This is a genomic window from Lentzea xerophila (assembly GCF_051094245.1).
In the GTDB taxonomy this organism is placed as follows: Bacteria; Actinomycetota; Actinomycetes; order Mycobacteriales; family Pseudonocardiaceae; genus Lentzea; species Lentzea xerophila.
Map to the genome: position 1 here is coordinate 1856060 of NZ_CP194934.1, position 24461 is coordinate 1880520.

27 protein-coding genes are annotated in these 24461 nt (G+C 69.2%); 16 read left to right on the forward strand and 11 right to left on the reverse strand.

The window, feature by feature from the left end; all coding sequences use genetic code 11:
* Positions 1 to 28: 28 nt before the first annotated feature.
* The 8 genes from ACRSBM_RS09160 (at position 29) to ACRSBM_RS09195 (ending at position 7184) form a co-directional block, all read left to right on the forward strand.
* On the forward strand, positions 29 to 517 hold the full coding sequence (locus ACRSBM_RS09160; protein ID WP_434441830.1) for an HAD domain-containing protein: 489 nt from the start codon (positions 29 to 31) through the stop codon (positions 515 to 517).
* An 89-nt stretch (positions 518 to 606) separates the two neighbouring features.
* On the forward strand, positions 607 to 1728 hold the full coding sequence (locus ACRSBM_RS09165) for an ABC transporter substrate-binding protein (protein ID WP_434441832.1): 1122 nt from the start codon (positions 607 to 609) through the stop codon (positions 1726 to 1728).
* Positions 1725 to 2639: an ABC transporter permease gene (locus ACRSBM_RS09170; protein WP_434441834.1), complete on the forward strand. Its 915-nt coding sequence runs from the start codon at positions 1725 to 1727 to the stop codon at positions 2637 to 2639. Before ACRSBM_RS09165 ends, ACRSBM_RS09170 begins: the two co-directional genes overlap by 4 nt.
* Positions 2627 to 3409, forward strand: a complete 783-nt coding sequence (locus ACRSBM_RS09175; RefSeq protein WP_434441837.1) for an ABC transporter permease — start codon at positions 2627 to 2629, stop codon at positions 3407 to 3409. The genes ACRSBM_RS09170 and ACRSBM_RS09175 overlap by 13 nt, the downstream gene beginning before the upstream one ends.
* A 3-nt stretch (positions 3410 to 3412) precedes the next feature.
* The gene (locus ACRSBM_RS09180; protein ID WP_434441840.1) at positions 3413 to 4444 is read left to right on the forward strand and encodes an ABC transporter ATP-binding protein; all 1032 of its coding nucleotides are present in this window, start codon (positions 3413 to 3415) and stop codon (positions 4442 to 4444) included.
* On the forward strand, positions 4441 to 5574 hold the full coding sequence (locus ACRSBM_RS09185) for a low temperature requirement protein A (protein ID WP_434441842.1): 1134 nt from the start codon (positions 4441 to 4443) through the stop codon (positions 5572 to 5574). The genes ACRSBM_RS09180 and ACRSBM_RS09185 overlap by 4 nt, the downstream gene beginning before the upstream one ends.
* A gap of 54 nt (positions 5575 to 5628) precedes the next feature.
* Positions 5629 to 6024, forward strand: coding sequence for a VOC family protein (locus ACRSBM_RS09190; RefSeq protein WP_434441845.1), 396 nt, complete (start codon positions 5629 to 5631; stop codon positions 6022 to 6024).
* The gene (locus ACRSBM_RS09195; protein WP_434441847.1) at positions 6024 to 7184 is read left to right on the forward strand and encodes an MFS transporter; all 1161 of its coding nucleotides are present in this window, start codon (positions 6024 to 6026) and stop codon (positions 7182 to 7184) included. Before ACRSBM_RS09190 ends, ACRSBM_RS09195 begins: the two co-directional genes overlap by 1 nt.
* Before the next feature lie 15 nt (positions 7185 to 7199).
* Here the strand turns inward: ACRSBM_RS09195 and ACRSBM_RS09200 are convergent, their stop codons facing one another.
* Positions 7200 to 8681 carry an LVIVD repeat-containing protein gene (locus tag ACRSBM_RS09200; protein WP_434441849.1) on the reverse strand — a complete coding sequence of 494 codons (1482 nt, stop codon included), beginning with the start codon at positions 8679 to 8681 and terminating at the stop codon, positions 7200 to 7202.
* 195 nt (positions 8682 to 8876) lie between these two features.
* Between ACRSBM_RS09200 and ACRSBM_RS09205 the strand changes: the two genes are divergently transcribed.
* On the forward strand, positions 8877 to 9479 hold the full coding sequence (locus ACRSBM_RS09205; RefSeq protein WP_434441851.1) for a DUF305 domain-containing protein: 603 nt from the start codon (positions 8877 to 8879) through the stop codon (positions 9477 to 9479).
* Positions 9480 to 9497: 18 nt separating this feature from the next.
* On the opposite strand, the gene ACRSBM_RS09210 is transcribed toward ACRSBM_RS09205, so the two are convergent.
* Positions 9498 to 9827, reverse strand: a complete 330-nt coding sequence (locus ACRSBM_RS09210) for an antibiotic biosynthesis monooxygenase family protein (RefSeq protein ID WP_434441852.1) — start codon at positions 9825 to 9827, stop codon at positions 9498 to 9500.
* Between the two features lie 80 nt (positions 9828 to 9907).
* Between ACRSBM_RS09210 and ACRSBM_RS09215 the strand changes: the two genes are divergently transcribed.
* Positions 9908 to 10498, forward strand: a complete 591-nt coding sequence (locus ACRSBM_RS09215) for a TetR/AcrR family transcriptional regulator (protein WP_434441854.1) — start codon at positions 9908 to 9910, stop codon at positions 10496 to 10498.
* 201 nt (positions 10499 to 10699) lie between these two features.
* Here ACRSBM_RS09215 and ACRSBM_RS09220 read toward each other — a convergent pair whose 3' ends face one another.
* The 9 genes from ACRSBM_RS09220 to uraH form a co-directional block, all read right to left on the reverse strand.
* Positions 10700 to 11029, reverse strand: a complete 330-nt coding sequence (locus ACRSBM_RS09220; RefSeq protein ID WP_434453026.1) for an allophanate hydrolase-related protein — start codon at positions 11027 to 11029, stop codon at positions 10700 to 10702.
* Positions 10914 to 11996 carry an XdhC family protein gene (locus ACRSBM_RS09225; protein WP_434441857.1) on the reverse strand — a complete coding sequence of 361 codons (1083 nt, stop codon included), beginning with the start codon at positions 11994 to 11996 and terminating at the stop codon, positions 10914 to 10916. Before ACRSBM_RS09225 ends, ACRSBM_RS09220 begins: the two co-directional genes overlap by 116 nt.
* A 25-nt stretch (positions 11997 to 12021) precedes the next feature.
* Positions 12022 to 13428: an NCS2 family permease gene (locus ACRSBM_RS09230; RefSeq protein ID WP_434441860.1), complete on the reverse strand. Its 1407-nt coding sequence runs from the start codon at positions 13426 to 13428 to the stop codon at positions 12022 to 12024.
* Between the two features lie 115 nt (positions 13429 to 13543).
* Positions 13544 to 14005: a nucleoside deaminase gene (locus tag ACRSBM_RS09235; protein ID WP_434441862.1), complete on the reverse strand. Its 462-nt coding sequence runs from the start codon at positions 14003 to 14005 to the stop codon at positions 13544 to 13546.
* A 19-nt stretch (positions 14006 to 14024) separates the two neighbouring features.
* Positions 14025 to 16211 carry a molybdopterin cofactor-binding domain-containing protein gene (locus ACRSBM_RS09240; protein WP_434441865.1) on the reverse strand — a complete coding sequence of 729 codons (2187 nt, stop codon included), beginning with the start codon at positions 16209 to 16211 and terminating at the stop codon, positions 14025 to 14027.
* Positions 16208 to 17560 carry an 8-oxoguanine deaminase gene (locus tag ACRSBM_RS09245; RefSeq protein ID WP_434441868.1) on the reverse strand — a complete coding sequence of 451 codons (1353 nt, stop codon included), beginning with the start codon at positions 17558 to 17560 and terminating at the stop codon, positions 16208 to 16210. The genes ACRSBM_RS09240 and ACRSBM_RS09245 overlap by 4 nt, the downstream gene beginning before the upstream one ends.
* The gene (locus ACRSBM_RS09250) at positions 17557 to 18018 is read right to left on the reverse strand and encodes a (2Fe-2S)-binding protein (protein ID WP_434441870.1); all 462 of its coding nucleotides are present in this window, start codon (positions 18016 to 18018) and stop codon (positions 17557 to 17559) included. Before ACRSBM_RS09250 ends, ACRSBM_RS09245 begins: the two co-directional genes overlap by 4 nt.
* The gene (locus tag ACRSBM_RS09255; protein ID WP_434441873.1) at positions 18009 to 18869 is read right to left on the reverse strand and encodes an FAD binding domain-containing protein; all 861 of its coding nucleotides are present in this window, start codon (positions 18867 to 18869) and stop codon (positions 18009 to 18011) included. The genes ACRSBM_RS09250 and ACRSBM_RS09255 overlap by 10 nt, the downstream gene beginning before the upstream one ends.
* Before the next feature lie 2 nt (positions 18870 to 18871).
* The gene (gene uraH / locus ACRSBM_RS09260) at positions 18872 to 19186 is read right to left on the reverse strand and encodes a hydroxyisourate hydrolase (RefSeq protein ID WP_434441875.1); all 315 of its coding nucleotides are present in this window, start codon (positions 19184 to 19186) and stop codon (positions 18872 to 18874) included.
* Positions 19187 to 19330: 144 nt separating this feature from the next.
* On the opposite strand from uraH, the gene ACRSBM_RS09265 reads away from it, so the two are divergent.
* From ACRSBM_RS09265 to ACRSBM_RS09290, 6 genes are all read left to right on the forward strand, one after another.
* Positions 19331 to 20770 carry a PucR family transcriptional regulator gene (locus tag ACRSBM_RS09265; RefSeq protein ID WP_434441878.1) on the forward strand — a complete coding sequence of 480 codons (1440 nt, stop codon included), beginning with the start codon at positions 19331 to 19333 and terminating at the stop codon, positions 20768 to 20770.
* Between the two features lie 9 nt (positions 20771 to 20779).
* Positions 20780 to 21034 carry a hypothetical protein gene (locus tag ACRSBM_RS09270; protein ID WP_434441880.1) on the forward strand — a complete coding sequence of 85 codons (255 nt, stop codon included), beginning with the start codon at positions 20780 to 20782 and terminating at the stop codon, positions 21032 to 21034.
* A gap of 66 nt (positions 21035 to 21100) precedes the next feature.
* Positions 21101 to 21424, forward strand: coding sequence for a hypothetical protein (locus ACRSBM_RS09275; protein ID WP_434441882.1), 324 nt, complete (start codon positions 21101 to 21103; stop codon positions 21422 to 21424).
* 51 nt (positions 21425 to 21475) lie between these two features.
* Positions 21476 to 22210, forward strand: a complete 735-nt coding sequence (locus ACRSBM_RS09280) for a hypothetical protein (RefSeq protein WP_434441884.1) — start codon at positions 21476 to 21478, stop codon at positions 22208 to 22210.
* Positions 22211 to 22333: 123 nt separating this feature from the next.
* Entirely contained in the window at positions 22334 to 23176 is an 843-nt protein-coding gene (locus tag ACRSBM_RS09285; RefSeq protein WP_434441886.1) for a helix-turn-helix domain-containing protein, read from the forward strand.
* A 166-nt stretch (positions 23177 to 23342) separates the two neighbouring features.
* Positions 23343 to 24242: a superoxide dismutase gene (locus tag ACRSBM_RS09290; protein WP_434441888.1), complete on the forward strand. Its 900-nt coding sequence runs from the start codon at positions 23343 to 23345 to the stop codon at positions 24240 to 24242.
* Positions 24243 to 24461 lie beyond the last annotated feature (219 nt).

The following is a 24461-nucleotide window of genomic DNA, read 5'->3' on the forward strand; positions in this document are numbered from 1 at the left end:
CCGAGCGTTTTCGACTACTTGTGGACGTATGCGCCCGCTGATCCTGATCGACGTCGACGGCCCGCTCAACCCGTGGGCCGCCAACCCCAAGCCGGACAACTACCGGCCGTTCGACCTCAGCGTCGGCTGGCGGCGCAAGCTCCGCATCTGGCTCGACCCCGGCCACGGTGACCAACTGAGACAGCTGGCGGAGGAAACCGGCGCCGAACTCGCGTGGGCCACGACGTGGCTGCACCGGGCGAACACCGAGATAGGACCACGTCTGGGCCTGCCGCCGCTCAAGGTCGTCGAGTTCCACGACGAGCACGGCTGGAAGTACCCGGCGGTGGCGCGCTACGCGTGGGAACGGCCGCTGGTCTGGTTCGACGACGACTTCGGGCTGCACACCGCGCGCCGGGAGGAGTTCGTCCACAAACGACGGCACCTGACCACCGCACTCGTCCACGTCGATCCCGGTACCGGGATCTCGGCACGACACCTCGGCGAAGCCCGGGAAGCATTCGGTCGCAACCCCTAGGGCGCCAAGAATTCACGGTTGGAGTCGAGAAGGTCTCAACCGGCGCGGCTCGCTTGACAACGAAAGCATCCCGCGCGAATCCTCCGCCTGTGCTGAAGCGAGGGAACGTCACCGCGAAACTCATTGGTGCCGGCGCGTTGGTGCTGGCGGTGGCAGCCTGTGGCGCCCCGCCCGCCACCCAGACGCAGACCGGCGCCGCCGGGACGGCCAAGTCGGCCAGCGAGTTCGGCGGCATGGACAAACTGGTCGAGGCCGCCAAGAAGGAGGGCAAGCTCAACGTCATCGCGCTGCCCCCGGACTGGGCGAACTACGGCGAGATCATCAAGGCGTTCGAGGCCAAGTACGGCATCAAGGTCGACTCGGCGCAGCCCGACGCGTCCAGTCAGGAAGAGATCAACGCCGCCAAGCAGCTCAAGGGCAACGACCGCGCGCCCGACGTGTTCGACCTCGGCCTGAACGTGGCGCTGGCCAACAAGGACATGTTCGCCCCATACAAGGTCAGCACCTGGGACGACATCGCCGCGGAGCTCAAGGACGCGGACGGCGCGTACTACGGCGACTACGGCGGCTTCATGTCGATCGGCTACGACGCCGCGAAGGTCCCGGCGCCGACGAGCGTGAAGGACCTGCTCAAGCCCGAGTACAAGGGCAAGGTCGCGCTCAACGGCGACCCGACGCAGGCCGGTGCCGCGTTCTCCGGTGTCGTGATGGCGGCGCTCGGCAACGGTGGCTCCGCCGACGACATCGCTCCCGGTGTCGAGTTCTTCAAGCAGCTCAAGCAGGCCGGCAACTTCCAGCCGGTCGACCCGTCGCCCGCGACGATCGAGTCCGGCCAGACGCCGGTCGTCATCGACTGGGACTACACCAACGCCGCCCAGACCGAGAAGCTCAAGGGCAAGCTCGACTGGAAGGTCGTCGTCCCGGCCGAGGCCCAGATCGGCGGCTACTACAACCAGGCCATCAACAAGGACGCCCCGCACCCCGCGGCCGCGCGCCTGTGGCAGGAGTTCCTCTACTCCGACGAGGGCCAGAACCTGTACCTGAAGGGCATGTCCCGCCCGGTGCGCCTGGAGAAGATGGGCGACAAGGCGGACCAGGCGGCGAAGGACAAGCTGCCGAAGACCGACGGCAAGCAGGTGTTCCAGACGCAGGCCCAGGCCGACAAGGCCAAGGCCGTCCTGACCGCGACCTGGGCGCAGGCCATCGGATGACCTCAGTCGCTCCGGTAGCGGCAGCCCCCGGCGGTTCCACTCGCAGGAGTGGGGCCGCCGGTCGGCCATCTGCGGCCGCCTGGCTCGTCGCGGTGCCGTTCCTCGCGTTCGTCGGCACCTTCCTCGTCTACCCCACGGTCCTCGTGCTGATCGGTGCCTTCCAGGACACCAACGGCGCGTTCACGCTCGCCAACCTCACGAACCTGTTCAAGGGCGTCTACTTCGACGCTTTCGTGCGCAGCATCGAACTGTCCGCGCTCACCGCGGTCATCGGCGCGGTCTTCGGCGCGCTGCTGACGTGGGCGATCGCGGTCGGCAACCCGGACGGGATGCTGCGCCGGACCGTCGTCGCCGGAAGCGGTGTGCTCGCCCAGTTCGGTGGCGTGCCGCTGGCGTTCGCGTTCCTCGCCACGGTCGGCTTCGAAGGCCTCGTCACGAAGTACCTGCGGGACAACGCGGGCATCGACCTGTTCGCCGGGAGCGCGTGGCTGTTCGACCTGCCCGGCCTGACGCTCGTCTACACGTTCTTCCAGATCCCGTTGATGGTCATCGTCTTCCTGCCCGCACTGGACGGGCTGCGGCAGCAGTGGCGCGAGGCGAACGCGAGCCTCGGCGGCACGAGCTGGACCTACTGGCGCCACGTCGGCGGCCCGATCCTGACGCCGCCGTTCCTCGGCGCGCTGCTCCTGTTGTTCGCCAACGCCTTCAGCGCCTACGCCACGGCCGCCGCGCTCGTCTCGCAGGGCAGCCCGATCGTGCCGCTGCAGATCCGCGGTTTCCTCACCGGTGAGGTCGTGCTGGGCCAGGAGAACCTCGGCAAGGCGCTCGGCCTCGGCATGGTGATCGTCGTCAGCATCGCGATGGGCGTGAACGTGCTGCTGCAGAAGAGGGTGGCCAAGTGGGTTCGCTAGTGAAGCGGCGCGTCCTGCGCACGATCATCCTGCTGGTCCTCGGCGTCTACTTCATCCTGCCGCTGGTCGCGATGGCGGAGTTCTCCACGCGCGGCAGGGGCGGCAGCCGCAGCCTGGAGTCGTGGACGTCCATCGTCGACGACGAGGGCCTGATGGAGGCGCTGCTCAACTCGGTGCTGCTGTCGGTCACTTCGGCGGTGCTCATGCTGGTGCTGCTCGTCCCGACGATGGCGTGGATCCGGCTGAGGCTTCCCCAGTTGCAGCGGCTCGTGGAGTTCCTGTGCCTGCTGCCGCTCGCGATCCCGGCCATCGTGCTGGTGGTCGGCATGGCGCCGCTGTACGCGTGGGTGAACTACTTCCTCGGTGACTCGGCGCTGACGCTGACGTTCGCGTACACGATCCTGGTGCTGCCGTTCGCCTACCGCGCGATCGACGCCGGACTCGCCGCGATCGACCTGAAGACGCTGGCCGAGGCCGCGCGCAGTCTCGGCGCGTCGTGGCTCACCGTGCTGTGGAAGGTCGTCGTGCCGAACATCCGCGTCGCACTGATCGGTGCGTCGCTGCTGTCGGTCGCCTTGGTGCTCGGCGAGTTCACCATCGCGTCGCTGCTCAACTTCGACACGCTGCAGGTGCAGGTCAACCTGCTCGGCAAGCGCAACACGGGTGTGTCCATCGCGGTGTCGTTGCTGAGCCTGATCTTCGCGTTCGTCCTTCTGTTCGCACTTTCCTACGTCGGCCAACGGCGCCGTCAGACCGTGGTCGAGGAGTAAGACATGGGTCATCTGGAACTCAAGGGACTGCGCAAGTCCTTCGGCGGCAACGTCGCGCTGGACGGCCTCGACCTGGAACTGGCCGAGGGCGAGCTGGTGTCGTTGCTGGGCCCGTCGGGCTGCGGCAAGACGACGGCGCTGCGCATCGTCGCGGGCTTCGAGACCGCCGACTCCGGCACGGTCACCGTGGGCGGCAAGGACATCACGAAGGTGCCGGCCAACAAGCGGGACATGGGCATGGTCTTCCAGGCCTACAGCCTGTTCCCGAACATGACCGCGGCGCAGAACGTCGCGTTCGGCCTGAAGATGCGCAAGGCCGACACCAAGCGCACCTCCGAGCTGCTGGAACTGGTCGGCCTCTCGCACCTCGGCGGCCGCTACCCGCACCAGATGTCGGGTGGTCAGCAGCAGCGCATCGCGCTGGCCAGGGCACTGGCGATCCAGCCGCGCGTGCTGCTGCTGGACGAGCCGCTGTCGGCGTTGGACGCCAAGGTCCGCGTGAACCTGCGCGACGAGATCCGCCGCATCCAGACCGAGCTCGGCATGACGACGTTGTTCGTCACGCACGACCAGGAGGAGGCGCTCGCCGTCTCCGACCGGGTCGGCGTCATGTCGCACGGACGGCTGGAGCAGCTCGACACCCCGTCCGTCGTCTACCGGCAGCCCGCGACGGCGTTCGTGGCGCAGTTCGTCGGCGTGACGAACTCGGTGGAGGCCAAGGCCGAGGGACAGACCGTCGTCATCAACGGCGTCACGGTGGCGGCGACGCACGACCAGCCGTCCGGCAGCGACGTCCGCGTCATCGTGCGGCCGGAGGACATCGGGGTGTCCGGGCACGACGGCGACCCCACTGGCAAGATCGTGGGCGACGTGCTGACCCAGTCGTTCCTCGGGCCGGTCACGCGGATCTCGGTCAGGGTGGGTGAGCAGGTGCTGCGCATCGACCAGCCCTCGAACACCGCCTCCGCGTACCAGCCGGGCACGCGGGTCGCGCTCGACCTCAGCGAGTCACGGATCATGGTGGTGCCGGGATGATCAGGAAGCTCCTCGCGCGCGACACGGCGGAGACCCATCGGGTCGCGACGCCGTTGGAGCTGTTGTTCGACCTGAGCTTCGTGGTGGCGGTCGCCCAGGCCGCCGCCTCGCTGCACCACGCGGTCTCCGAGAACCACGCCGGAGCCGGCCTGGTGGCGTTCTGCATGGCGTTCTTCGCGCTGTGGTTGCCGTGGCTGAACTTCACCTGGTTCGCCAGCGCGTTCGACAACGACGACACGCTGTACCGGATCATCACGATGGTCCAGATCGCCGGCGTGCTCGTGGTCGCGTCGGGCGTCCCCGCCGTCTTCGAACACCAGGACTACCGGATCGTCGTCGGTGGCTACGTCGTCATCCGGCTCGCGATGGTCGCGCACTGGCTGAGGGCGTCGCGCGACAACCCGTCACACCGGAGCTGCACCCGCCGTTACGCCGGTGGCATCGCCTTCATGCAGGTGCTCTGGGTGCTGTGGGTCGTGCTCGCGCCGCCCTCGCTGCAGATCCCGCTGTGGATCCTCTTCATGATTGGTGAGCTGTTGGTGCCGGCCTGGGCCGAGCGCTCCGGCGCCACGACCTGGCACCCGCACCACATCGCGGAACGGCACGGCCTGTTCACCCTGATCGTGCTCGGCGAGTCGATCCTGGCAGCGACGCTCGCGTTCCAGAAGGGCTTCGACAGCGGCGTCAACCTGATCTCGCTCGCCGTGGCGTCGTTGGTCATCGTGTTCTCGGTGTGGTGGATCTACTTCGAGGCGTCGACCCACCTGCACAACCTGAAGAAGGCGTTCTTGTGGGGGTACGCGCACCTGTTCGTCCTCGGCTCGATCGCCGCGCTCGGCGCCGGTCTCGCCGCGTCGGTGGACTACGACCTGCACATCTCGCACGCGCCGGGCACGACCGTCGCCGCGTTCACCACGGTGCCGCTGGCCCTGTTCTTCCTGTGCGTCTGGTACGTGCAGGACTGTCCTGGACAGGACGGGCTGCGCAAGTACCTGCTGCCGATCGGTGCGGTGGCGGTGGTCGCGGCTACGTTCGGGCCGGCGCCGATCCACGTCACGGCGGGGATCGCGCTGGTTCTGGTCGTCGTGACCCGGCTGGTGGCGGCGCCGGCTCAGCGCGTCGCGGTGTGAGGCATCTTCGCGTCTTCTCGTCCTTCTGACATCGGTGGTGCGATGATCGTCGCCATGACCGGTGTCCGTGAACTCCGCCTGGTCGTCACCGCCGACGACTACGACGAGGCCCTGCGTTTCTACCGCGACGTGCTCGGGCTCGAGCAACGGGCGGCGTTCGCGTCCGACGGCGGGCGGGTCACGATCCTCGAGGCGGGCCGGGCCACGCTGGAGATCACCGATCCGCCGCACGCGGAGTTCATCGACTCCGTCGAGGTGGGCAGGCGCGTCGCCGGGCACGTCCGGGTGGCGTTCGAGGTGGACGACTCCGAACGGACCACCCGTGAGCTGGAAGCCGCCGGGGCCGAGGTGATCGCGGAACCGACGCGCACGCCGTGGAACTCGCTGAACGCCCGGCTGGCCGCGCCGGCCGGGCTGCAGCTGACGTTGTTCCAGGAGTTGGGCGAGTAGTGACGATCTCCGCAGCCGGGTACCGCGACCTCGCGAACCGGGACGTGCTGGCGTGCGCCGTGGTGACGGTCGCCGCGAAGCTGCCGATGTCCATGACGCCGCTGATGATGGTGTTCCTAACCAGGGGACTGCCCGGCGGTTACGTGCTCGCCGCGTCGCTGGTGGCGGTGTACGTGCTGGGCGAGATCCTCGGCGCCGCGCTGCTGGGGCTCTTCCTCGACCCGTCGCGGATGCGCGGTCAGCTGTCGGTCGGGCTGCTCGTCGGCGCGGGGGCGTTCACGACGCTGGCGCTGACGCAGAACGTGACGGTGCTGGCGATCGCGGCGTTCGTCGCGGGTGCCGGGCCGTCGACCACGCCCGGCGGGTTGCGGGCGATGCTGCTCGGGCTGGTGCCGGACGCGTTGGTGCCCAGGGCGATGGGCTTCGACGCCATGATCACGCAGGTGGTGTGGGCGGTGGCGCCCGCGCTGGTCACCGTGCTGGCGTTGAGTGTCGACCACCGTGCGCCGGTCGTGGTGTCGGTGTCCCTGGTGGTCGTGGCGGCGTGGCTGGTGTTCATCCTGCCGCGCGGGCACGTGACCTCGCGGTCCGGCACGGCGAAACCTCGTGTGGTGGCGTCGGCCTGGCCGATCTACCTCGTGAGCGCGGCGGCGCTGGCGCAGCTGGCGGTCGCGGAGCTGGTGCTGCCGGCGTTGCTGGAGCACCGGGGGATCGGCATCGGCTGGATCGGGCCGCTGCTCATGGGGTTCGCGGCGTGCAGTGCGCTGGGGGCGGTGCTGTACGGGCTGCGGCCGTGGCCGGGGACGTTCCGCACGCAGGGTCTGGTGCTGCTCGTCGTCACCGCGACCTGCGTCGGCGCGCTGGCGTTGTTCCCGAACCTGCCGGGTATCGCGGGCGCGTTGCTGGCCGCCGGGTTGTTCCAGTCCGGTGTGCTGGTGACGCGCAGTCTGGCGTTGCGCGAACGGCTTCCGGTCGGTGCGCACGCCGCCGGGTTCTCGATGATGTACGCGGTGACGGGTGCGGGCTACGGGCTGACGGCCGTCGTGGCCGCGTGGGCGATGGACGTCGGGTCGCCGATCTGGGCGGTCTTCGGCGGTGTCGCGGTGACCCTGGTCCTGACAGCAGTCAGCGCGGCTGCCGAACGCCGGCAGCCGCGCTGATCTGAGAGAACTGAACTACCCGCGGTAGAAGTTCCCCTGGGTCTGGACGTTCAGCTCGTCCGTGCGGAACAGCTTCGCGACGAACGTGCGCGGGTCGCGCATGTCGATGACGTCGAAGCCACGGCCCATCTCCGAGGAGTAGATGTAGCCGTTGTACCAGTAGGTCGACCACGTGCCGCCGCCGCCGTTGTTCGGCATCGGGCCGCGCTCGAAGAAGCCGATCTCACGCGGCTTGCTCGAGTTCGTGAAGTCCCACACCGAGATGCCGCCCTGGTACCAGGACTGCACCATGATGTCCTTGCCGGGCACCGGGATCAGCGAACCGTTGTGCGCGACGCAGTTCTCCGAGTCGGCCTGCATGCGCGGGATCTTGTAGTAGGACTTGAAGACCAGCTTGCGCTTGTCGCCCTTGCCCACGATGTCGTAGATGCCGTTGGCACCACGCGTCGGGCCGATCTTCTCGTTGCAGGTCGCGGCGCCGCCGCCACCGAGCTCGTCGGTGAAGACGACCTTGGTGCCGCTGTTGTTGAAGGTGGCCGAGTGCCAGAACGCGAAGTTCTTGTCGTCCTGGACCCGGTGGATCTCCACCAGGTTCTCGCGGTCCGTCATGTCCCACAGCACGCCGTCACCCATGCACGCGCCGGCCGCGAGGTCGAGCTGCGGGTAGACGGTGATGTCGTGGCAACCGGAGGTGGCCGAGGTGTAGCCCGTCTCGATGGAGCCGGGGGTACCGGCGTTGCCGCCGTCCGGGAAGAGCACCGGGGCCTTGAGCAGCGAGGCCGCGGCCGGGTTCCTCACCGGGACCTTGACGATCGAGATCTTGTCGTGCGGCGGCTGGCAGTCCGGGAACGCGGCGTTCGGCGAGTAGGAAGAGACGTAGAGGTACACGTCCTTCTTGTTCTTGCTCGGCACCATCGTGTGGGTGTGCGAACCGCAGGCGGTCTCGACGGCGGCAACGTAGCGCGGCGCGCTCTTGTTGCTGATGTCGAAGACCTTGATGCCCTCCCACGACTCCTTGATCGTCGCGGACTGGGACGTGCTGTTGCACGAGTTGTCGCTGCGCGACGAGTCGGTCGAGAGGAACAGCAGGTTCCCGTAGACCGAGATGTCGTTCTGCGAGCCGGGGCACAGGACCTGGCTCTTGATCGTCGGCTTCTTCGGGTTGCGGATGTCGTAGATGACGAATCCGTCGTAGTTGCCGACGAACGCGTAGTTGTCCTGGAACGCGATGTCGGTCTGCGTCGAGTTGAGCGGAGCCTGCTTGTCCAGGTGGGCGACCGGGACCATGTTGCGGCTGCGGCTGATCTCGTCGACGCCCGGAATGCCGGTGACGCCTTCGGCCTGCGACTCGAGCTGAGCCTCGCTCAGTCCCTTGCCGTCGGCGGGGAGGTCGGGCTCGGCGTACGCGGGCGCGGTCACCGTCGACAGCGTCAGTGCGAGCGCCCCCAGAACCGCCAGCGACGCTCTGCGCCGGCCGGTCGTTGCGCGTGAAGTCACAGCTTTACCCCCTCAGTACGGGTTGGTGAGGGGGAGTATGACCCCTTCGCCTTGCTAAGGGCCAGCTTCTTTCGGGGGGTTCTGCACTCTTGTCCACGGGCCGGAAAACCGGACAAGGAAGTCGATCACCTGTTCGACCCGGCGTCACGCCGTGAGGTGGCGGCTCGCGGCGGGTCGAACTGTATTGTCCGGAGCATGCGCTCTGGGGTTCTGGTCATCGTGGCGGCGTTCGCCCTGCTGGCAGGCTGTACATCGGCACCCGATGCGGCGCCGGTCATCGCACCGGACACGCCCGGCGGGTCGGCCCCGACCGTTGCTCCGTCGGACCTGACCGGCGTGACCCCGCCGCCGCCGAACGACGCCGACCGCGAGTACGTGGCGATGATGATCGTCCACCACGAGCAGGCGCTCGCGATGACGAGGTTCGCCCCCGATCGCGCGCAGAACGAGACGGTGAAGGGTCTGGCCGACCGCATCCGGTACAGCCAGGAACCCGAGATCGGCGCCATGAAACAGTGGCAGCGCACGTTCAACGCCATCGGCACGCACGGCGACCACGCCGCGATGCCGGGCATGGCCACTCAGGACCAGTTGAACGCCCTGGGCGCCGCGCGCGGCAAGGACTTCGACAAGATGTTCCTGGAGCTGATGATCATGCACCACGAGGGTGCGATCAAGATGGCGACGGACGTGCGCGCGAAGGGCACCAACGTCCAGGTCGAGGAGATGGCGGACGACGTGGTCGCCACGCAGTCCGACGAGATCAACCGGATGAAGGCCCTGCTGCCCACGTTGTGACAGCTTGGCCTTTCCGGCTCACGCCTCGGTGCGCTGCCGCGGCAGCACCATGTCCTCCGCGTGCGTGAACCGCTCCGGCTCGTTGCCCGTGACCAGGCGGGCGATCGTGCGGTGGCCCTTGTGCGCCTCGCGGAACGCCTCGGAGGCGACCCACGCGCGGAAGGCCTCTTCCGACTCGAACTCGTTGACCGAGACGTACGGCTGGTCGTCCTGCGTCGGCTTGAGCAGGGTGCTGCGCAGCAAACCGGGGACTCCGGGCAGATGGGTGCGCATGTTGCCGCGGAAGTACCGCTCGAACTCCTCGGACATGTCCGGGTTCACGAACATCCGGTTGGTCGCGATGAACATGCTGGCCTCCCTGATCCCGACGCTCTGTCGGAAACTATTCCAACTCCCCGTCGGGAAATCAAGCGCGATACGATTCCGCTGTGCCGAGGATCAGCGCAGACACCGTGGCGGAACACCGCGCCAACCGGTTGCGCGCCCTGCTGGACGCCGGGCGGGAGATCGTGGCGACCGAGGGCGCGGAGGCGCTGACGCTCGCGTCGCTCGCGAGACGTGTCGGGCTGTCGCGGCCGAGCCTCTACGAGTACTTCCGCTCGCGCGAGGAACTGGTCGCGGCGATCGTGTCGGACGCGCTGCCGGAGTGGGCGGACAAGCTGGAGGACGCGGTCAACAGCGCCGCGTCCGTGCCGGAGAAGATCGAGGCGTACCTGCGCACCGAGCTCGCGATCATCACCGACGGCAGCCACGGCGCCGTCGTGGCCCTGTCCGCGCACACGCTGCCGGACTCGTCGCGCGAACAGATCCGCGCCGAGCACGAACGGTTGCTGGCGCCGTTGGTCGGTGTCTTCACCACGGCCGGGGTGCAGCGCGCCCAGCTTCGGGCCATGCTCGTGCACGCGATGGTCGAGGCGACGTCCCGGATGATCACGCCGGGCCGCAACGAGCACAACGAGGCGGTCATCCAGACGTTGCTCGACCAGGTGGTGCACGGGCTGGACCAGCCCATCGCCTGAGCGGCACGACCTCGCCGGGGCGGTGCTGACGTCTCACCACGGCGCGAACGTCGGCGTGGTGATCATCGCCGTGCACCGGCTTTCGTCGTGCTGTCCTTCATTTTGCTGGGAGAGGCAGGTCCCCCGCGGCGGGACCACCTCGGTGGTCCCGCCGCCTGCGGCAACTCCCCCTTGCCGGTGGCACCCCCCGATGCCACTCCCTCACCCCTCGCGATGAAGGAACTCCCGCCAGTCGCCGAGATACGAGATGTCCCGGATGTCACCCGATTGGAGCAACGGGTCCACCATCGCGTCCCTCAGCACCGTCGCCAGGGCCGCGCTGCCGTCCTCGAGTTCGATGACGCCGATCTCCAGCTCGGCGGGTTCGGCGGGGACGAGGTGGTCGCGCAGGATCTTCAGCGGCAGGTCGTAAAGTTCACCGACCACCGATGACGTGCCCGACTCGTGCATCGCGGGGAACTTCCCCCGCACCGAGAAGTAGCGGTACCTGGCCGCACTGCGCGCCCGGCACACCATTGGCGTGCCCTGCAGTTGCGCGTGCAGCGGTCCGCCCCGCATGCCGCCGCCGTTGAGGAAGATCAGTGCCATGACGCTCCAGGGGTCGGTGGATGGGAGAGGACAGGGTCGACAGCGGCAGCCCGGTGCCGCCGTGCCGCAGGGCGACGAGCTCGGCGGCGATGGAGACCGCGGTCTCGGCCGGGCTGCGGCCGCCCAGGTCGAGGCCGATCGGGGACCGCAGCCGGGCCAGCGCGGTCTCCGGAACGCCCTCCGCGCGCAGCCGCTCCAGACGTTCCGCGTGGGTGCGGCGGGAGCCCAGCGCGCCCACGAACGCCAGTGGGCGGGACAGGGCCTCCACCAGGACGGGGATGTCGAACTTCGGGTCGTGCGTCAGCACCACCACCGCCGTGTCGGGGCCGGTGTGGGTGGACGCGAGGTAGCGGTGCGGCCAGTCGACGACGACCGAGTGCGCCGCGGGGAAGCGTGACGTGGTGGCGAAGACCGGGCGCGCGTCGCACACCGTCACGTGGTAGCCGAGGAACCGCCCGATCTCGGCCACCGCGGCGGCGTGGTCGATGGCACCGAACACCAGCAGGCGCGGCGGCGGCATCCACGACTCCGTGAACACCCGGCCCTCGGCCTCGAACCGCACCGACACCGGATGGCCGTCCACAGTGGCCTGAAGAGCCGCGCGCAACGAGGGTGAGTCGCGCTGCACCAGGACATCCAGCGAGCCGCCGCAGGTCAGTCCGACCGCGAACGCCGTGTCGTCGGAGTACCCGAACGTCGCGAACGCCGGCTGAGACGTCGCCAGTACGGTGCAGGCCAGGTCGTGGACCTCGGCCTCCACGCAGCCGCCGGACACGCTGCCGATCACCTCGCCCGAGGGGCCGACCGCCATCGCGGCGCCCACGGGGCGGGGCGCGCTGCCGCGCACACCTACCACCGAGGCGACCGCGAAGCGGTCCCAGGTCAGCAACGTCTCAGCCAGGTCGCGCATCAGATCTCCATTCGCGGGGACGCGGTCAGTGGCCGCTGATCAGGTCCACGCCGAAGTACACGGCGAACATCAGGGCGAGGCCGGCCATCAGCCAGCCCGGCCAGCGGCCCTTGCAGACGCGCAGCACGACGTAGGACACGAGGCCGGCGCCGATGCCGTTGGTGATCGAGTAGGTGAACGGGATGATCGCCACGGTCAGGAACACCGGGATGGTGAAGTCCGTGTCCTGCCAGGGGATCCGGCGGATCTGGGTCATCATCAGGCCGCCGATCACCACCAGCGCCGGGGCGGCCGCCTGGGCGGGCACGACGGTCGCGAGCGGTGTGAAGAGCAGCGCCACCAGGAACAACCCGCCGGTCACCACCGAGGCCAGGCCGGTCCGGGCGCCTTCGCCGACGCCCGCGGCCGACTCCAGGAACACGGTGTTCGGCGCTGACCCCGTGACGCCACCGGCGATCGCGCCGGCGCCGTCGACCATGAGGATCTTGCCCATGCCCTCGACCTTGCCGTCCTTGGTCAGACCCGCCTCGTCCGACACCGAGGTGATCGTGCCCATGGCGTCGAAGAAACCGGACAGCACCAGGGTGAACAGGAAGATCGTCGCCGCGATCACGCCGGCGGACACGAAACCGCCGAACAGGTCCACCCGCCCGAACAGGCCGAAGTCCGGCGAACCGACGATCGACGAGGGCAGCGACGGCGTCACCAGCCCCCAGTTCTGCACGTGGAACACCGAGTTCACCACCACGGCGACGACCGTGGCCACCACGATGCTGATCAGCACGGCACCCGGCACACCGCGCGCCATCAGGACGATCATCAGCAGCAGACCGAGGCAGAAGATCACGATCGGCCAGCCGCTCAGGTGCCCGTCGATGCCCATCCGGACGGGCACCGTCGACCCCGCCGCGTCCGGCGTGCGGGTCACGAAACCGGCGGAAACCAGCCCCACCAACGCGATGTAGAGCCCGATGCCCACGGTGATCGCGATCTTCAACGGCTCCGGGATCGCGTTGATGATCCGCTCGCGGACGCCAGAGGCGGCCATGATCACGATGCAGACTCCTTCGAGCACCACGAGACCGAAGGCCTGCGCCCACGTCATGGTCGGTGCCATCTGGAAGGCCACCACGCCGTTCACCCCGAGGCCCGCGGCGATCGCGAGTGGCGCGTTGCCGACGAGTCCCATGAGGACGGTCATCACGCCGGCGGCCAGCGCGGTCGCCGTGGTGATCTCGGCGATGGTGAGCTTGGCGCCGGTGATGTCCGCGGAGGCACCGAGGATCAACGGGTTGAGCAGCACGATGTACGACATCGCGACGAACGTCGTGATACCGCCGCGTACCTCGCGTCCGAACGTGCTGCCGCGTTCGGTGACGCGGAAGAACTGGTCGAGCGGCGACGCCGCCGCCCGGCTGCGTAACTGGGTCATTGAAGGACGGCCTTTCCCATGCCGGTGGGCGCGTTCCAACGCTGGAACGCGTTTGTGCGATGCAAGCTCCGGTCAGCTGGACAGGCTTGTGGCCCTGGAGAACGACTAACTACTACTAGTAGTCGATGCGAGAAGCGAGTGACATCCACGCGGTGAACGGGGCGTTGTTCTCGCCAGTGGAGATCTGGTGCACCGGCAGGTCCCATTGGGAACGGGGCTTGCCGAACAGCTCGTAGAACTCGCGGTCGTCGAACCCGGCCGCCGCCGCGTCGTGGCGGTCGGCGGCGTAGACGACCCTGTCGACCCGCGCCCAGAGCGCGGCGGACAGGCACAGCGGGCACGGCTCGCACGAGGAGATCAGCGTGCAGCCGGTCAGCTTGAAGTCACCGAGTGCCTGGCAGGCCGCGCGGATGGTGACCACCTCGGCGTGCGCGGTGGGGTCGAGCATCGGCGTCACCTGGTTCACGCCGGTGGCGATCACCTCGCCCTCGCGGACGATCATCGCGCCGAACGGGCCGCCACCGGAGGCCACGTTGCGGGTGGCCAGGTCGATGGTGGCGAGCAGATGTGCGTTCACAGCAGAGAACTCCAAGAACTCAGGTACCGGTGAGGTGTTCCGGGCGGACCGGGACGCGGGTGAGCGCCAGGCCGGTCGCCGCGCGGATCGCCGCCACGATCGCCGGGGTCGACGAGATGGTGGGCGGTTCGCCGACGCCGCGGATGCCGTACGGGGCATGGGGATCGGCGAGTTCGAGCACGTCGATGCTCATCGGGGGCATGTCGAGCACGGTGGGGATCAGGTAGTCGGTGAACGACGGGTTGCGCACCTTGCCGCCGGAGGTCTGGATCTCCTCCATCACGGCGAGGCCGAGGCCCTGGGCGGAACCGCCCTGGATCTGGCCGACCACGGCCTGCGGGTTCAGCGCACGGCCCACGTCCTGCGCGCAGTCCAGTGACACGACGCGCACCAGGCCGAGGTCCACGTCCACGTCGACCACGGCGCGGTGGGCGGCGAAGCCGTACTGGACGTGCGCGTTGCCCTGTCCGGTGACGGGGTCGATGGCCTCGGTCGCCCGGTGCCGCCACTCGGTGGTCTCGTCGATCACCTCGTCGCCGATGTCGGTACGACCGTCCAAACGCGACCTGACCAGAGCGCAGGCGGCCTTCACGGCACCGCCCGTCACGTACGTCTGGCGCGAGGCCGAGGTCGAACCGCCGTTGCCGATCGTGGTGTCCATCGGCAGCACGGTGACGCGCTCGATGCCGAGCTCGGTCCGCACGATCTGCTGCATGATCGTCACCAGGCCCTGGCCGACCTCGCAGGCGGCGGTGTGCACGGCGGCGGCGAGTTCCCCGTTGACCATCGAGACACGCACTCGTGCCGTCGAGTAGTCGTCGTAGCCCTCGGAGAAGCAGATGTTCTTGATGCCGACCGCGTAACCGACGCCCCGCACGACACCCTCGCCGTGGGTGGTGTTCGAGACGCCACCGGGCAGTTCGCGGATGTCGGACGAGGTTCCCGCCGGCAGTGGCTTGTCCTGCACCAGCTTCAGCAGCTGGGCGACCGGCGCGGCCGAGTCGACCACCTGGCCGGTCGGCATCACGGAACCCTCGGTCATCGCGTTGCGCACCCGGACGTCCACCGGCGACATGCCCAGCGCCTCGGCCAGCTTGTCCATCTGGGACTCGTAAGCGAAACCTGCTTGCACGGCACCGAATCCGCGCATCGCGCCGCACGGCGGGTTGTTCGTGTAGACGCCGTAGGCATCGATCGTGACGTTGTCGACCTCGTACGGCCCGACGCCCAGCGTCGCCGCGTTGGCCACGACAGCGGGAGTGGACGAGGCGTAGGCGCCGCCGTCCAGGTACATCCGCGTGCGGACGTAGACCAGCTTGCCGGTGTGGTCGGCGCCGTGCTCGTAGTACAGCACGGCCGGGTGCCGGTGCACGTGCCCGTAGAACGACTCTTCGCGGTTGTAGACCATCTTCACGGGCTTGCCGGTGTGCAGGGCCAGCAGGCACGCGTGCACCTGCATCGACAGGTCCTCGCGGCCACCGAACGCGCCACCGACACCGGACAGCGTCAGCCGCACCTGCTCCTGCGGCAGCCCCAGTGCGGCGGCGATCTGGTCGCGGTCGACGTGCAGCCACTGCGTCGCGATGTAGAGGTCGACCGACCCGTCCGGAGCCGGCACCGCGAGCCCGGACTCCGGTCCGAGGAACGCCTGGTCCTGCATCCCGACCTCGTACCGCCCGGTCACCACGACGTCGGCCGTGACGTCCTGCGAGCCGCGCCGGATCGGCACGTGCCGCACCAGGTTCCCGCCGGGGTGCAGCGGGGTGTCGCCGACGGCGGTCTCCATGTCCACCACGGGTTCCAGCACGTCGTAGGTCACGACGATCTTCTTCATGGCGCGCAGGGCGGTCTCCGGGTGGTCGGCTCCGACCAGCGCGACCGGCTCGCCCTGGTAGCGCACGACGTCGACCGCCAGCACCGGCTGGTCCTTGTGCTCCAACCCGTACAGGTTCCGCCCCGGTACGTCCGAATGCGTCAGCACCGCGTACACACCGGGCACCTTCAACGCCTCGGTGATGTCGACCGACGTAATGCGGGCGTACGGGTGCGGTGACCGCAGCGTCGCGCCCCAGATCATGTCCTCGTGCCACAGGTCGGACGCGTAGGCGAACTCGCCGCGCACCTTGAGGTTGCCGTCCGGGCGCTGCGGTGACGTCCCGATGCCACCCGACACCGCGGAGGTGAGCTCGGCGGGAGTGAGGGTCATCGTGCTGCCTCCTGAAGCTTCAGGCTGGCGGCCGAGAGGTCCCGCGCCAGCTCGTCGGTCGACGCCGTCAGCAGGACCCCGTCCCGCACGACGACCCGGCCGCCCACGACCAGCAGTTTCACCGGCGGGGGAGTGCCGAGCACCAGTGCCGCCACCGGGTCCGCGATCCCCGCGTAGTCCATTCCGGACAGGTCCCACACCGCCAGGTCCGCGACCTTGCCCGGCTCGATCGAGCCCAGCGAGTCCGCCCGGCCCAGCACCTGCGCGCCGCCCATCGTGCCCATCCACAACGCCTTGCGGGCGTCCAGGGCGCGGGGTCCGCCACGCTGCCGTGCCTGGTACAGCGCCGACCGCAGCTCGACGACCAGCCCGCCGTCCTCGTTGGACGCGGCACCGTCGACGCCGAGCCCGACCGGCGCGCCGGCGTCCAGCAGGTCGCGCACGGGTGCGATCCCGGTGCCCAGCCGCCCGTTGGACGTGGGGCAGTGCGCGGAACCGGTCGAGGTCGCGCCGAGCCGTTTCACCGCGTCGGCGTTGAGGTGCACGGTGTGCGCGAGCCACACGTCCGGACCCAGCCAGCCGAGCTGCTCGGCGTACTCGGTCGGCGTGCACCCGTTCTCCGCCAGGCACTGCTCCTCCTCGTCGAGGGTCTCGGCGAGGTGGGTGTGCAGCCGGACGCCGTGCCGTCGCGCCAACGCGGCCGCGCCGGTCATCAGCTCCCTGGAGACCGAGAACGGCGAGCAGGGACCGACGGCCACGCGCACCAGCGCATCGTCGGCGGTGGAGTGGTAGTCGCCGATCGCCTGCTCGGTCGCGACCAGCGCGGCCTCGGTCTCCTCGACGAGGTTGTCCGGCGGCAGCCCGCCCTGCGACTCGCCCCGGTCCATCGACCCGCGGATCGCCTCCAGCCGGATCCCGATCCGCCGCCCGGCCGACACCAGCGCGTCGAACACGTCACCGCCGCCGGACGGGAAGACGTAGTGGTGGTCGGCGGCCAGCGTGCAGCCCGTCAGGGCCAGCCGCGCCAGCCCCGCCGACGCCGCCGCGTGCGTCACCGTGTCGTCCAGTCCCCGCCACACCGGGTAAAGCGTGGTCAGCCACTCGAACAACGTGGCGTCGGTCGCGAGGCCGCGCGTCGCCCACTGGTAGAGGTGGTGGTGCGTGTTGATCAGCCCCGGCGTGACCAGGCACGACGACGCGTCGACGTAGGTGTGCGGCGCGGAGGGCCGGGGGGCCGGTCCCGAACCGGCCGAGACGATCCGCCCGTCGTCGACGACGACGTGGCCGGACAGGTGCTCGGTCCCGGCCGAATCCACAGTGGACACCGCGCAGCGGTCGAGGATGATCATCGGCGTGACGCTGCCAGTCGCACGGCGTCCAGGATCTTCTCGTACCCCGTGCAGCGGCACAGGTTTCCGGCCAGCGCCTCGCGGATCTCCGGGTCGGACGGCTGCGGCACGCGGTCGAGCAGGTCGTGCGCCGCCACGACGAGACCGGGCGTGCAGAACCCGCACTGCACCGCGCCCGCCTCGACGAACGCCTCCTGCACCGGGTCGAGCCGATCACCCTCGGCGAGCCCCTCGACCGTGCGGACCTCGCGGTCCTGCGCCTGCCCGGCCGCGACCAGGCACGCGCACACCGGCACGTTGTCCAGGTACACCGTGCAGGAACCGCACTCGCCCTGCTCACAGGCGTTCTTCGAGCCGGGCAGCCCGAGCCGCTCGCGCAGCACGAACAGCAGCGACTCGCCCTCCCACACGTCGTCGGCCTGGCGCTGCTCGCCGTTGACCGTCACGTTCACGCGCATGCCCGCTCCCCGTCCAAGAGTTCCTGCCAGGCCCAGCCCAGCGTCCTGCGTGCCATGACCGCCAAGGCGTGCTTGCGGTACGCGGCCGACCCGCGCACGTCGTCGATCGGCGACGCGGCCCGCGCGACCAGCTCACCGAACTCGCGTTTCACCGAGTCGAGCAACGGCCGTGGGTTCGTGAAGTCCAGTTCCGCGGCGAGGAACTCCTCGGCCTCCGGCGCCCGGCGTGGCGTCGGAGCCGCGGACCCGACCGCCGCGCCGACGCGGTTCTCCGCGGGGAACAGGGAGATCGCGAACGAGCACACCGCGATCACCATGGCGTTGCGCGTGCCGACCTTCGAGAACTGTTGTGGCCCCTTGGCAGGCGCCAGGTGCACCGCCACGATCAGTTCGTCCGGCTCCAGCGCGTTCCGCTTGACGCCCAGGTAGAACTCGGTGGCCGGGATCATCCGCGTGCCGCGCACGGAGGCCACCTCGATGACCGCGTCCGACGCCAGCAGCACCGGGTGCGTGTCTCCCGCGGGGGAGGCCGCGCCGAGGTTGCCGCCGACCGTGCCCCGGTTGCGGATCTGCGGCGACCCGACCGTGCGCGCGGCCATCGCGAGGCCCGGCAGTTCCGCTCCCAGCTCGTCGATGATCCGCACGTACGGCACGCCCGCGCCGAGCCGCAGCCCACCGGAGAACTGCCGCAGCTCGGGGATCCGGGTCAGGTCCAGGAGGGCGGAGGGCCTGCGGTGGTCGAAGTTCAGCTCCACCATGACGTCGGTGCCGCCGGCGATCGGCACGGCGTCCGGCCGGGAGGCCTTCAGCTCCAACGCCTCCGCGAGCGTTTCCGGTCGAAGGAAGTCCATCGTCAGCTACCTCGGTAGGTGGAGTAGGCGAACGGCGACAGCAGCAACGGCACGTGGTAGTGCTGCGCCGGATCGGAGTAGTCGAAGGTGAGCACGACCTCGGGGAAGAACGGCGCCGCCCGCGCGGTGTCGAACACCAGCCGGTAGATCCCGGCCTCCAGACCTTCACCCCATCCGGTGATCCTGCCGTCGGTGTTCGTCTCGGCGTTCGCCACCTCGGTCCCGTCGCGGCGCTGCAGCGACACGGTGATGCCCGCGAACGGCCTGCCGCGCGCCGCGTCCAGCACGTGCGTGGAGATCGTCACTCGCCCTCCCATCTGGTTGTGAGCCAGTACACAGACCGGCCGTGCCGCTCAGCTACGGCCAGGACACATGAATCACCAGGCTCCTGCAGACCGTGAATTTGTGCTTTCCTACAAATGTCATCCATTCTGGCGACGAATGGACGAAAGTGACCTGTCATGTTGCTGCTGCGGACGTTGCTGCAGATGCCGGAACTGCGGCTGAGCCTGCACACCGGTGAGGACCAGCTCGACCGCACCGTCACGCGCGTGTACGGAACCGAGCTGCCCGATCCCAGCCGGTACCTGTCCGGCGGGGAGCTCGTGCTCTCCGGCCTGCTCTGGCACCACGGCCCGCAGGACTCCGAGACGTTCGTCCGCTCGCTCGCCTCGGCACGCGTCGCCGGCCTCGCCGCGTCCGAGACCGAGAACCGCGCGCTGCCCGACGACCTGGTCGACGCCTGCGTCCGTCACCACGTGCCGTTGCTCGAAGTGCCGATCGACCTCTCGTTCGCGACCATCACCGAGCGCGTCTCGATGGAGCTCGCCGGTCTCAGCCGGCACCGGAGGCTGCTGAACGTCGTCGCCGAGGGCTCCGGGCTGCCCGCGTTGGTGTCGGCGGGCGGCCACGAGCTGAACTCGCCGTGCTGGGTGCTGTCCACGACCGGCCGTGTCGTCGCGGGCGGCGACCTTCCGGACCGCGTTCTGCTGGTGAAGGAGTTCCTGCAGGCGGACCGCCTCCCCAAGACGGTCAGGGGCGTGACGCTCGTGCCCGTCTCCGACCGCGGCGGCAACCGGCTCACCAGCTGGATCCTCGTAGTGGGCGGATCGGTGCAGCAGGAGGCCGCGGCCGAGCTCGCCTCCCTGGTCGGGCTGGAACGCCTCCGCGAGGCACAGGGCCGCCAGATCGAGAACCGCACCGCCGCACCGCTGGTCTCGGCGGTGCTGAGCGGGTCGGCCGACCTGGAGTCACGGCTCGCGGCCGCCGGACTGGAGCGCGCCCGGCTGCGGGTGATCAGCGCGGTGACGTCCGATCACCGGACGGACCTCGCGGCGGCGGTGCTGGAGGAGACGCTGCCCCAGGCGTTGGTGACGCCCGTCGGCGAGACCGTCTACGCCGTCGCGAAAGCCGGCGACTCGCGGCCGGACGACGTCCGCGAGGCGATGCGCGTGCTGGAACCGGGCCTCGGCTCGTCCCGCGTGCTCGTCGGCATCAGCTCGCCGGTCTCGTCGCGCGGACTCCGCGGCGCCGCGGAGGAAGCGACGCACGCCCGCCGGTTGGGGGAACGGCGTGGCGGTCGCACGTGTGTGGTGGCGGGTGAGGAGATCGCGCTGCACCAACTGCTGCTCGCGGGCGTGCCGGAGGAGTTGCGGACGTCGTTGCGGCGACGGCTGCTGGGCCCGGTGCTCGACTACGACGCCGAGCACGGCTCGGACCTCGTCGGCACGCTGAAGGTGTTCCTGGACTGCAGCGGGTCCTGGACGGCGGCGGCCGCGAAACTGCACGTCCACGTGAACACGTTGCGGTACCGGGTGGGGCGCGTGGAGGAGCTGCTCGGCGCCGACCTCGCGGAGTTCGAGGCGCGCGTGGACCTCTTCCTGGCGCTGCAGGCGGGGTAGCTTGGGCTGGTGCCCGACCATCGGCCGATCGAACGAATCGCGGCCGACCTTCGTCGTGTGCGCCGGCTGCGGGCCCGGTTCGAGCCCGGTGCTTCGGCGGCCAAGAAGATCGGTGCGCGTCAGGCGTACGACGCGCTGCTCGTGCAGGCGTGCGACGCGCTGGGTGTCGAGCACCGGTTGCTCAGCCTGCCCGAAGGGATGGACCGCGAGATCGAGCGGTTGCGGGTCGAGGAACGACTGAGGGATCTCGGCTTGTCAGTCTGATGGCTGATACCGCTTGAGCCTTCAGGCTGATGCTCGGACACGCCCCCGCTTCCTACTGTTCGGGGCATGAGGACCGCCGCCTTACTCGTGGGCCTGCTGCTGGCCGGAAGCACCGGCTGCGCGGCAGCGCCCAGCATCCGCGTGGTGGTCGAGGGAACGGGCACGACCGACCGGCTCACCTACACGTTTCCCGGTGAGGAGGAACGGACCCTGCGCAACCCCGACCTGCCGTTCGAGCGCACGGGCAAGCGCAGGGGACGGGTCGCGATCAGGCTCGAGGGCGTGCGCGGCGAGATCACCTGCAAGATCATCATCAACGGCCGGCAGGTGAGGTCCTCCACGTCCAGCACGGGTGCCGCGCTCACCTGCGATCACTCGATGGCCGTCTGATGCAAGCCGGGGAAAGCCCGTAGCTTCAACGTGTCGGGGAGGTACGGGTTGATGAGTGACGCAGTGGCGGTGGCCACCACAGGGGTCATCAGGGGCAGAAACGACGTACCACCGGGGTTGCGGCCACCCGCGCCGCCGCCGCACTTCGTGGGCAGGGACGCCGAACTGGCCGGCATCAGGGCCGGGGTGACGGTGCTGCACGGCGCCCGCGGGGCGGGGAAGACCGCGTTGGCGCTGAAGTGGTTGCGGGAACGGGGATCCGGCGACCAGCTGTACGTCGACCTCGGCGCGCACGACCTCAGCCGGGTGCTGCGGGCGTTCGGCCTCGACGCCGATCCCGCCGACGAGAAGGCGGTCTTCCGCAGTCTCGTCACCCGCAGGCAGTTCACCCTGTTGCTGGACAACGCGGACTCGGCCGAGCAGGTGACGCCGCTGCTGCCCGCGTCCGGCACCGTGCTCGTGACCAGCCGCGGGAGGCTGCACCTCCCCCAGGCCCAGGAGATCGAGGTCGGACCGCTCAGCGACGACGGACGTCTCGGGCAGCTGCTCGACCGGTCCTATGTGGAGCTTCCGGAACGGCAGGCGCGGCTCTACCGGCTCTGCGCGTGGGAGCCGGGCGCGTTCGGCGTGCCGGTGGCCGCGGCGATCGCGGGGGAGTCCGAGTGCGACGTCGAGGACGCGCTGGACGACCTGGTGGAGAAGTCGTTGCTGACCGAAGTGGGCGACTACGCGTTCGGGTTCCATGATCTCGTGCGTGCCCATGCGCGCGCGAAACGCTATCAATAGTAAAAAGCACCCACGGCCGTTTAACGCAATGTGTTCCGGTAAACGAAGACCGTTGGCGTTTAACGGTTGTCAACACCGGGGTGGCTCCATTCGGAAATCCGAATCGGTCATATCCTTCACGTCATGCCGAAGGATTTCCGGGCCACGACGCTCGAACGCGCCATCGGGCGGCAGCTGGCCGGGTGGCGCGACGAACGCGAGCTCAGCCTCACCGAGGCGGGCCAGCGCGTGGGCTTCAGCAGCGCCAAGCTGTCCATGATGGAGAACGCGGTGCAGCCCTCGGCGCCGGTGGACGTCATGGCGCTCGGTTACGTCTACAAGGTGCCGACTCCGGAATGGCAGGCCGTTGTGTTGCGGGCGCAGTACGCGGAACAAGTGCGTACGCGCGCGCTCGGCAACGCGGTGCACTTCGATCCGGCGGCCGATTTCGCGAATCTCGTGTTCGAGGCGACGGTGTTGCGCGCGTTCACGACGGATCTGGTCCCGGCGGTCTTCCAACTGCCCGAGTACACGAACGCCGTGATGCAGAACGACGACCCGGTGCGCATCGCGCGGATCGCGATGGTGCGCGAGGCGTGGTCCACCAGGGTGGGCGACAAGGATCCGCTCACGGTGCGGGCGGTGTTCCCCGAGGCCGTGCTGGGACAGGTGGTGGGCGGGCCGCGGGTGATGAAGGCGCAGCTGCTGCACCTGATGGAGGTCAGCGAGCACCCGGCCGTCAGCGTGCAGGTGGTGCCGCGCGGCGCCGGTGCCTATCCGGCGATGGGCTCGCCGTTCACGTTGCTCGGCTTCCCGCACCGCCAGCACAACGACGTGGCGTACCTGGAGACGTTCGTCAGGGGCGAGTACGTCGAGGACCCGGACCTGACCGAGCAGTGCGCGCAGCGGTTCGACGGCCTGCGGGAGATCGCCCTGGGGCCGGGGGAGTCGCTGGAGCTCATCGCGGAGGCGGCGGCCGACCTGTAGCCGGTGTCGCCGGGCCGATCGCGGTGACCCGGCAGTTGCTGGGCTTCGCCGGCAGCCGCTGAGCTGTGGAGATGTCGGATTGCTGAGGAAACTCCTGTTCACCGCCCAGCAGGGGAAGGATCAGGAGCGCACTCCAATCCGATATGTCCTCTGGCAAGGAGGCGGCATGTACCGCAGATTCGGTGTCCTGCTCGCGGCGGTCCTGGGCGTTTCGCTCACGGCCGCGGCGCCGGCCACCGCAGACGGTTCCAGGCAGTTCCCCACCGAGTTCTCCCTGCCCAACGGGTGGCAGCCCGAAGGCATCGCGATCAGCGGCACCAAGGCCTACTTCGGGTCGCGGGCCGACGGGTCGATCTACGCGGCGGACCTGCGCACCGGCGACGGCAAGGTGCTCGCCAAGGGGCCGGGCACGCCGTCGCTCGGCCTGAAGGTCGACTCGCGCAAGCGGCTGTGGGTCGCGGGAGGCGTGGGCGGCGACGCTCGCGTCTACGACACGCGTACCGGCGCGTTGCTGGCGAAGTTCCAGTTCGCGACGGCGGACACGTTCGTCAACGACGTCGTGCTGACCGAGAGGTCGGCGTGGTTCACCGACTCGCGCAAGGCGGTGCTCTACGAGGTGCCGCTGAACCTCAAGCCGCACCGGACGCTCGCGCTCACCGGCGACCTCGTCGTCACTCCCGGTGCGACGAACGTGAACGGCATCGTCACCGGGCTCGACGGCGGCTTGATCGTCGTGCAGAGCAACACCGGGAAGTTGTTCAGGATCGATCCGCGGAGCGGCAAAACCGCCGAGATCAATTTGAACGGTCAAACACTCACCAATGGTGACGGTCTGTTGCGTGAGGGACGGCAGTTGTACGTGGTGCAAAACAGGCTGAACAAAGTCGCCCGCTACACGCTCAGCCGTGATGGCGGGACCCTCGCCGCGGAACGCACGGACGCTCGGTTCGACGTTCCCACGACGGTCGCCGCGTTCGGCAAGCGCCTCTACCTGCCGAATGCCCGTTTCAGCACGCCGCCGACGCCCGAGACGACTTACAACGTTGTCGCCGTGCAGCGTCCGTAGGAACGAGCACGGGAACTAGTCCGTACGGGGGTTCTTGCCTTGTGAGAACCCTCGTACCGGGTGTTGCTCCGCTCACTCGACTGGGTAGCCTGCCAACCGCGTAGAGCGTGTGATCGCTGTCATTGGGTAACGATGATCTCAACCCGTAACCTAATTGCAGCCGAAGGAGTGAGCCGGGCTACCCGCAGCGCTAGCCGTGGGACACAGGAGACCGTGAGA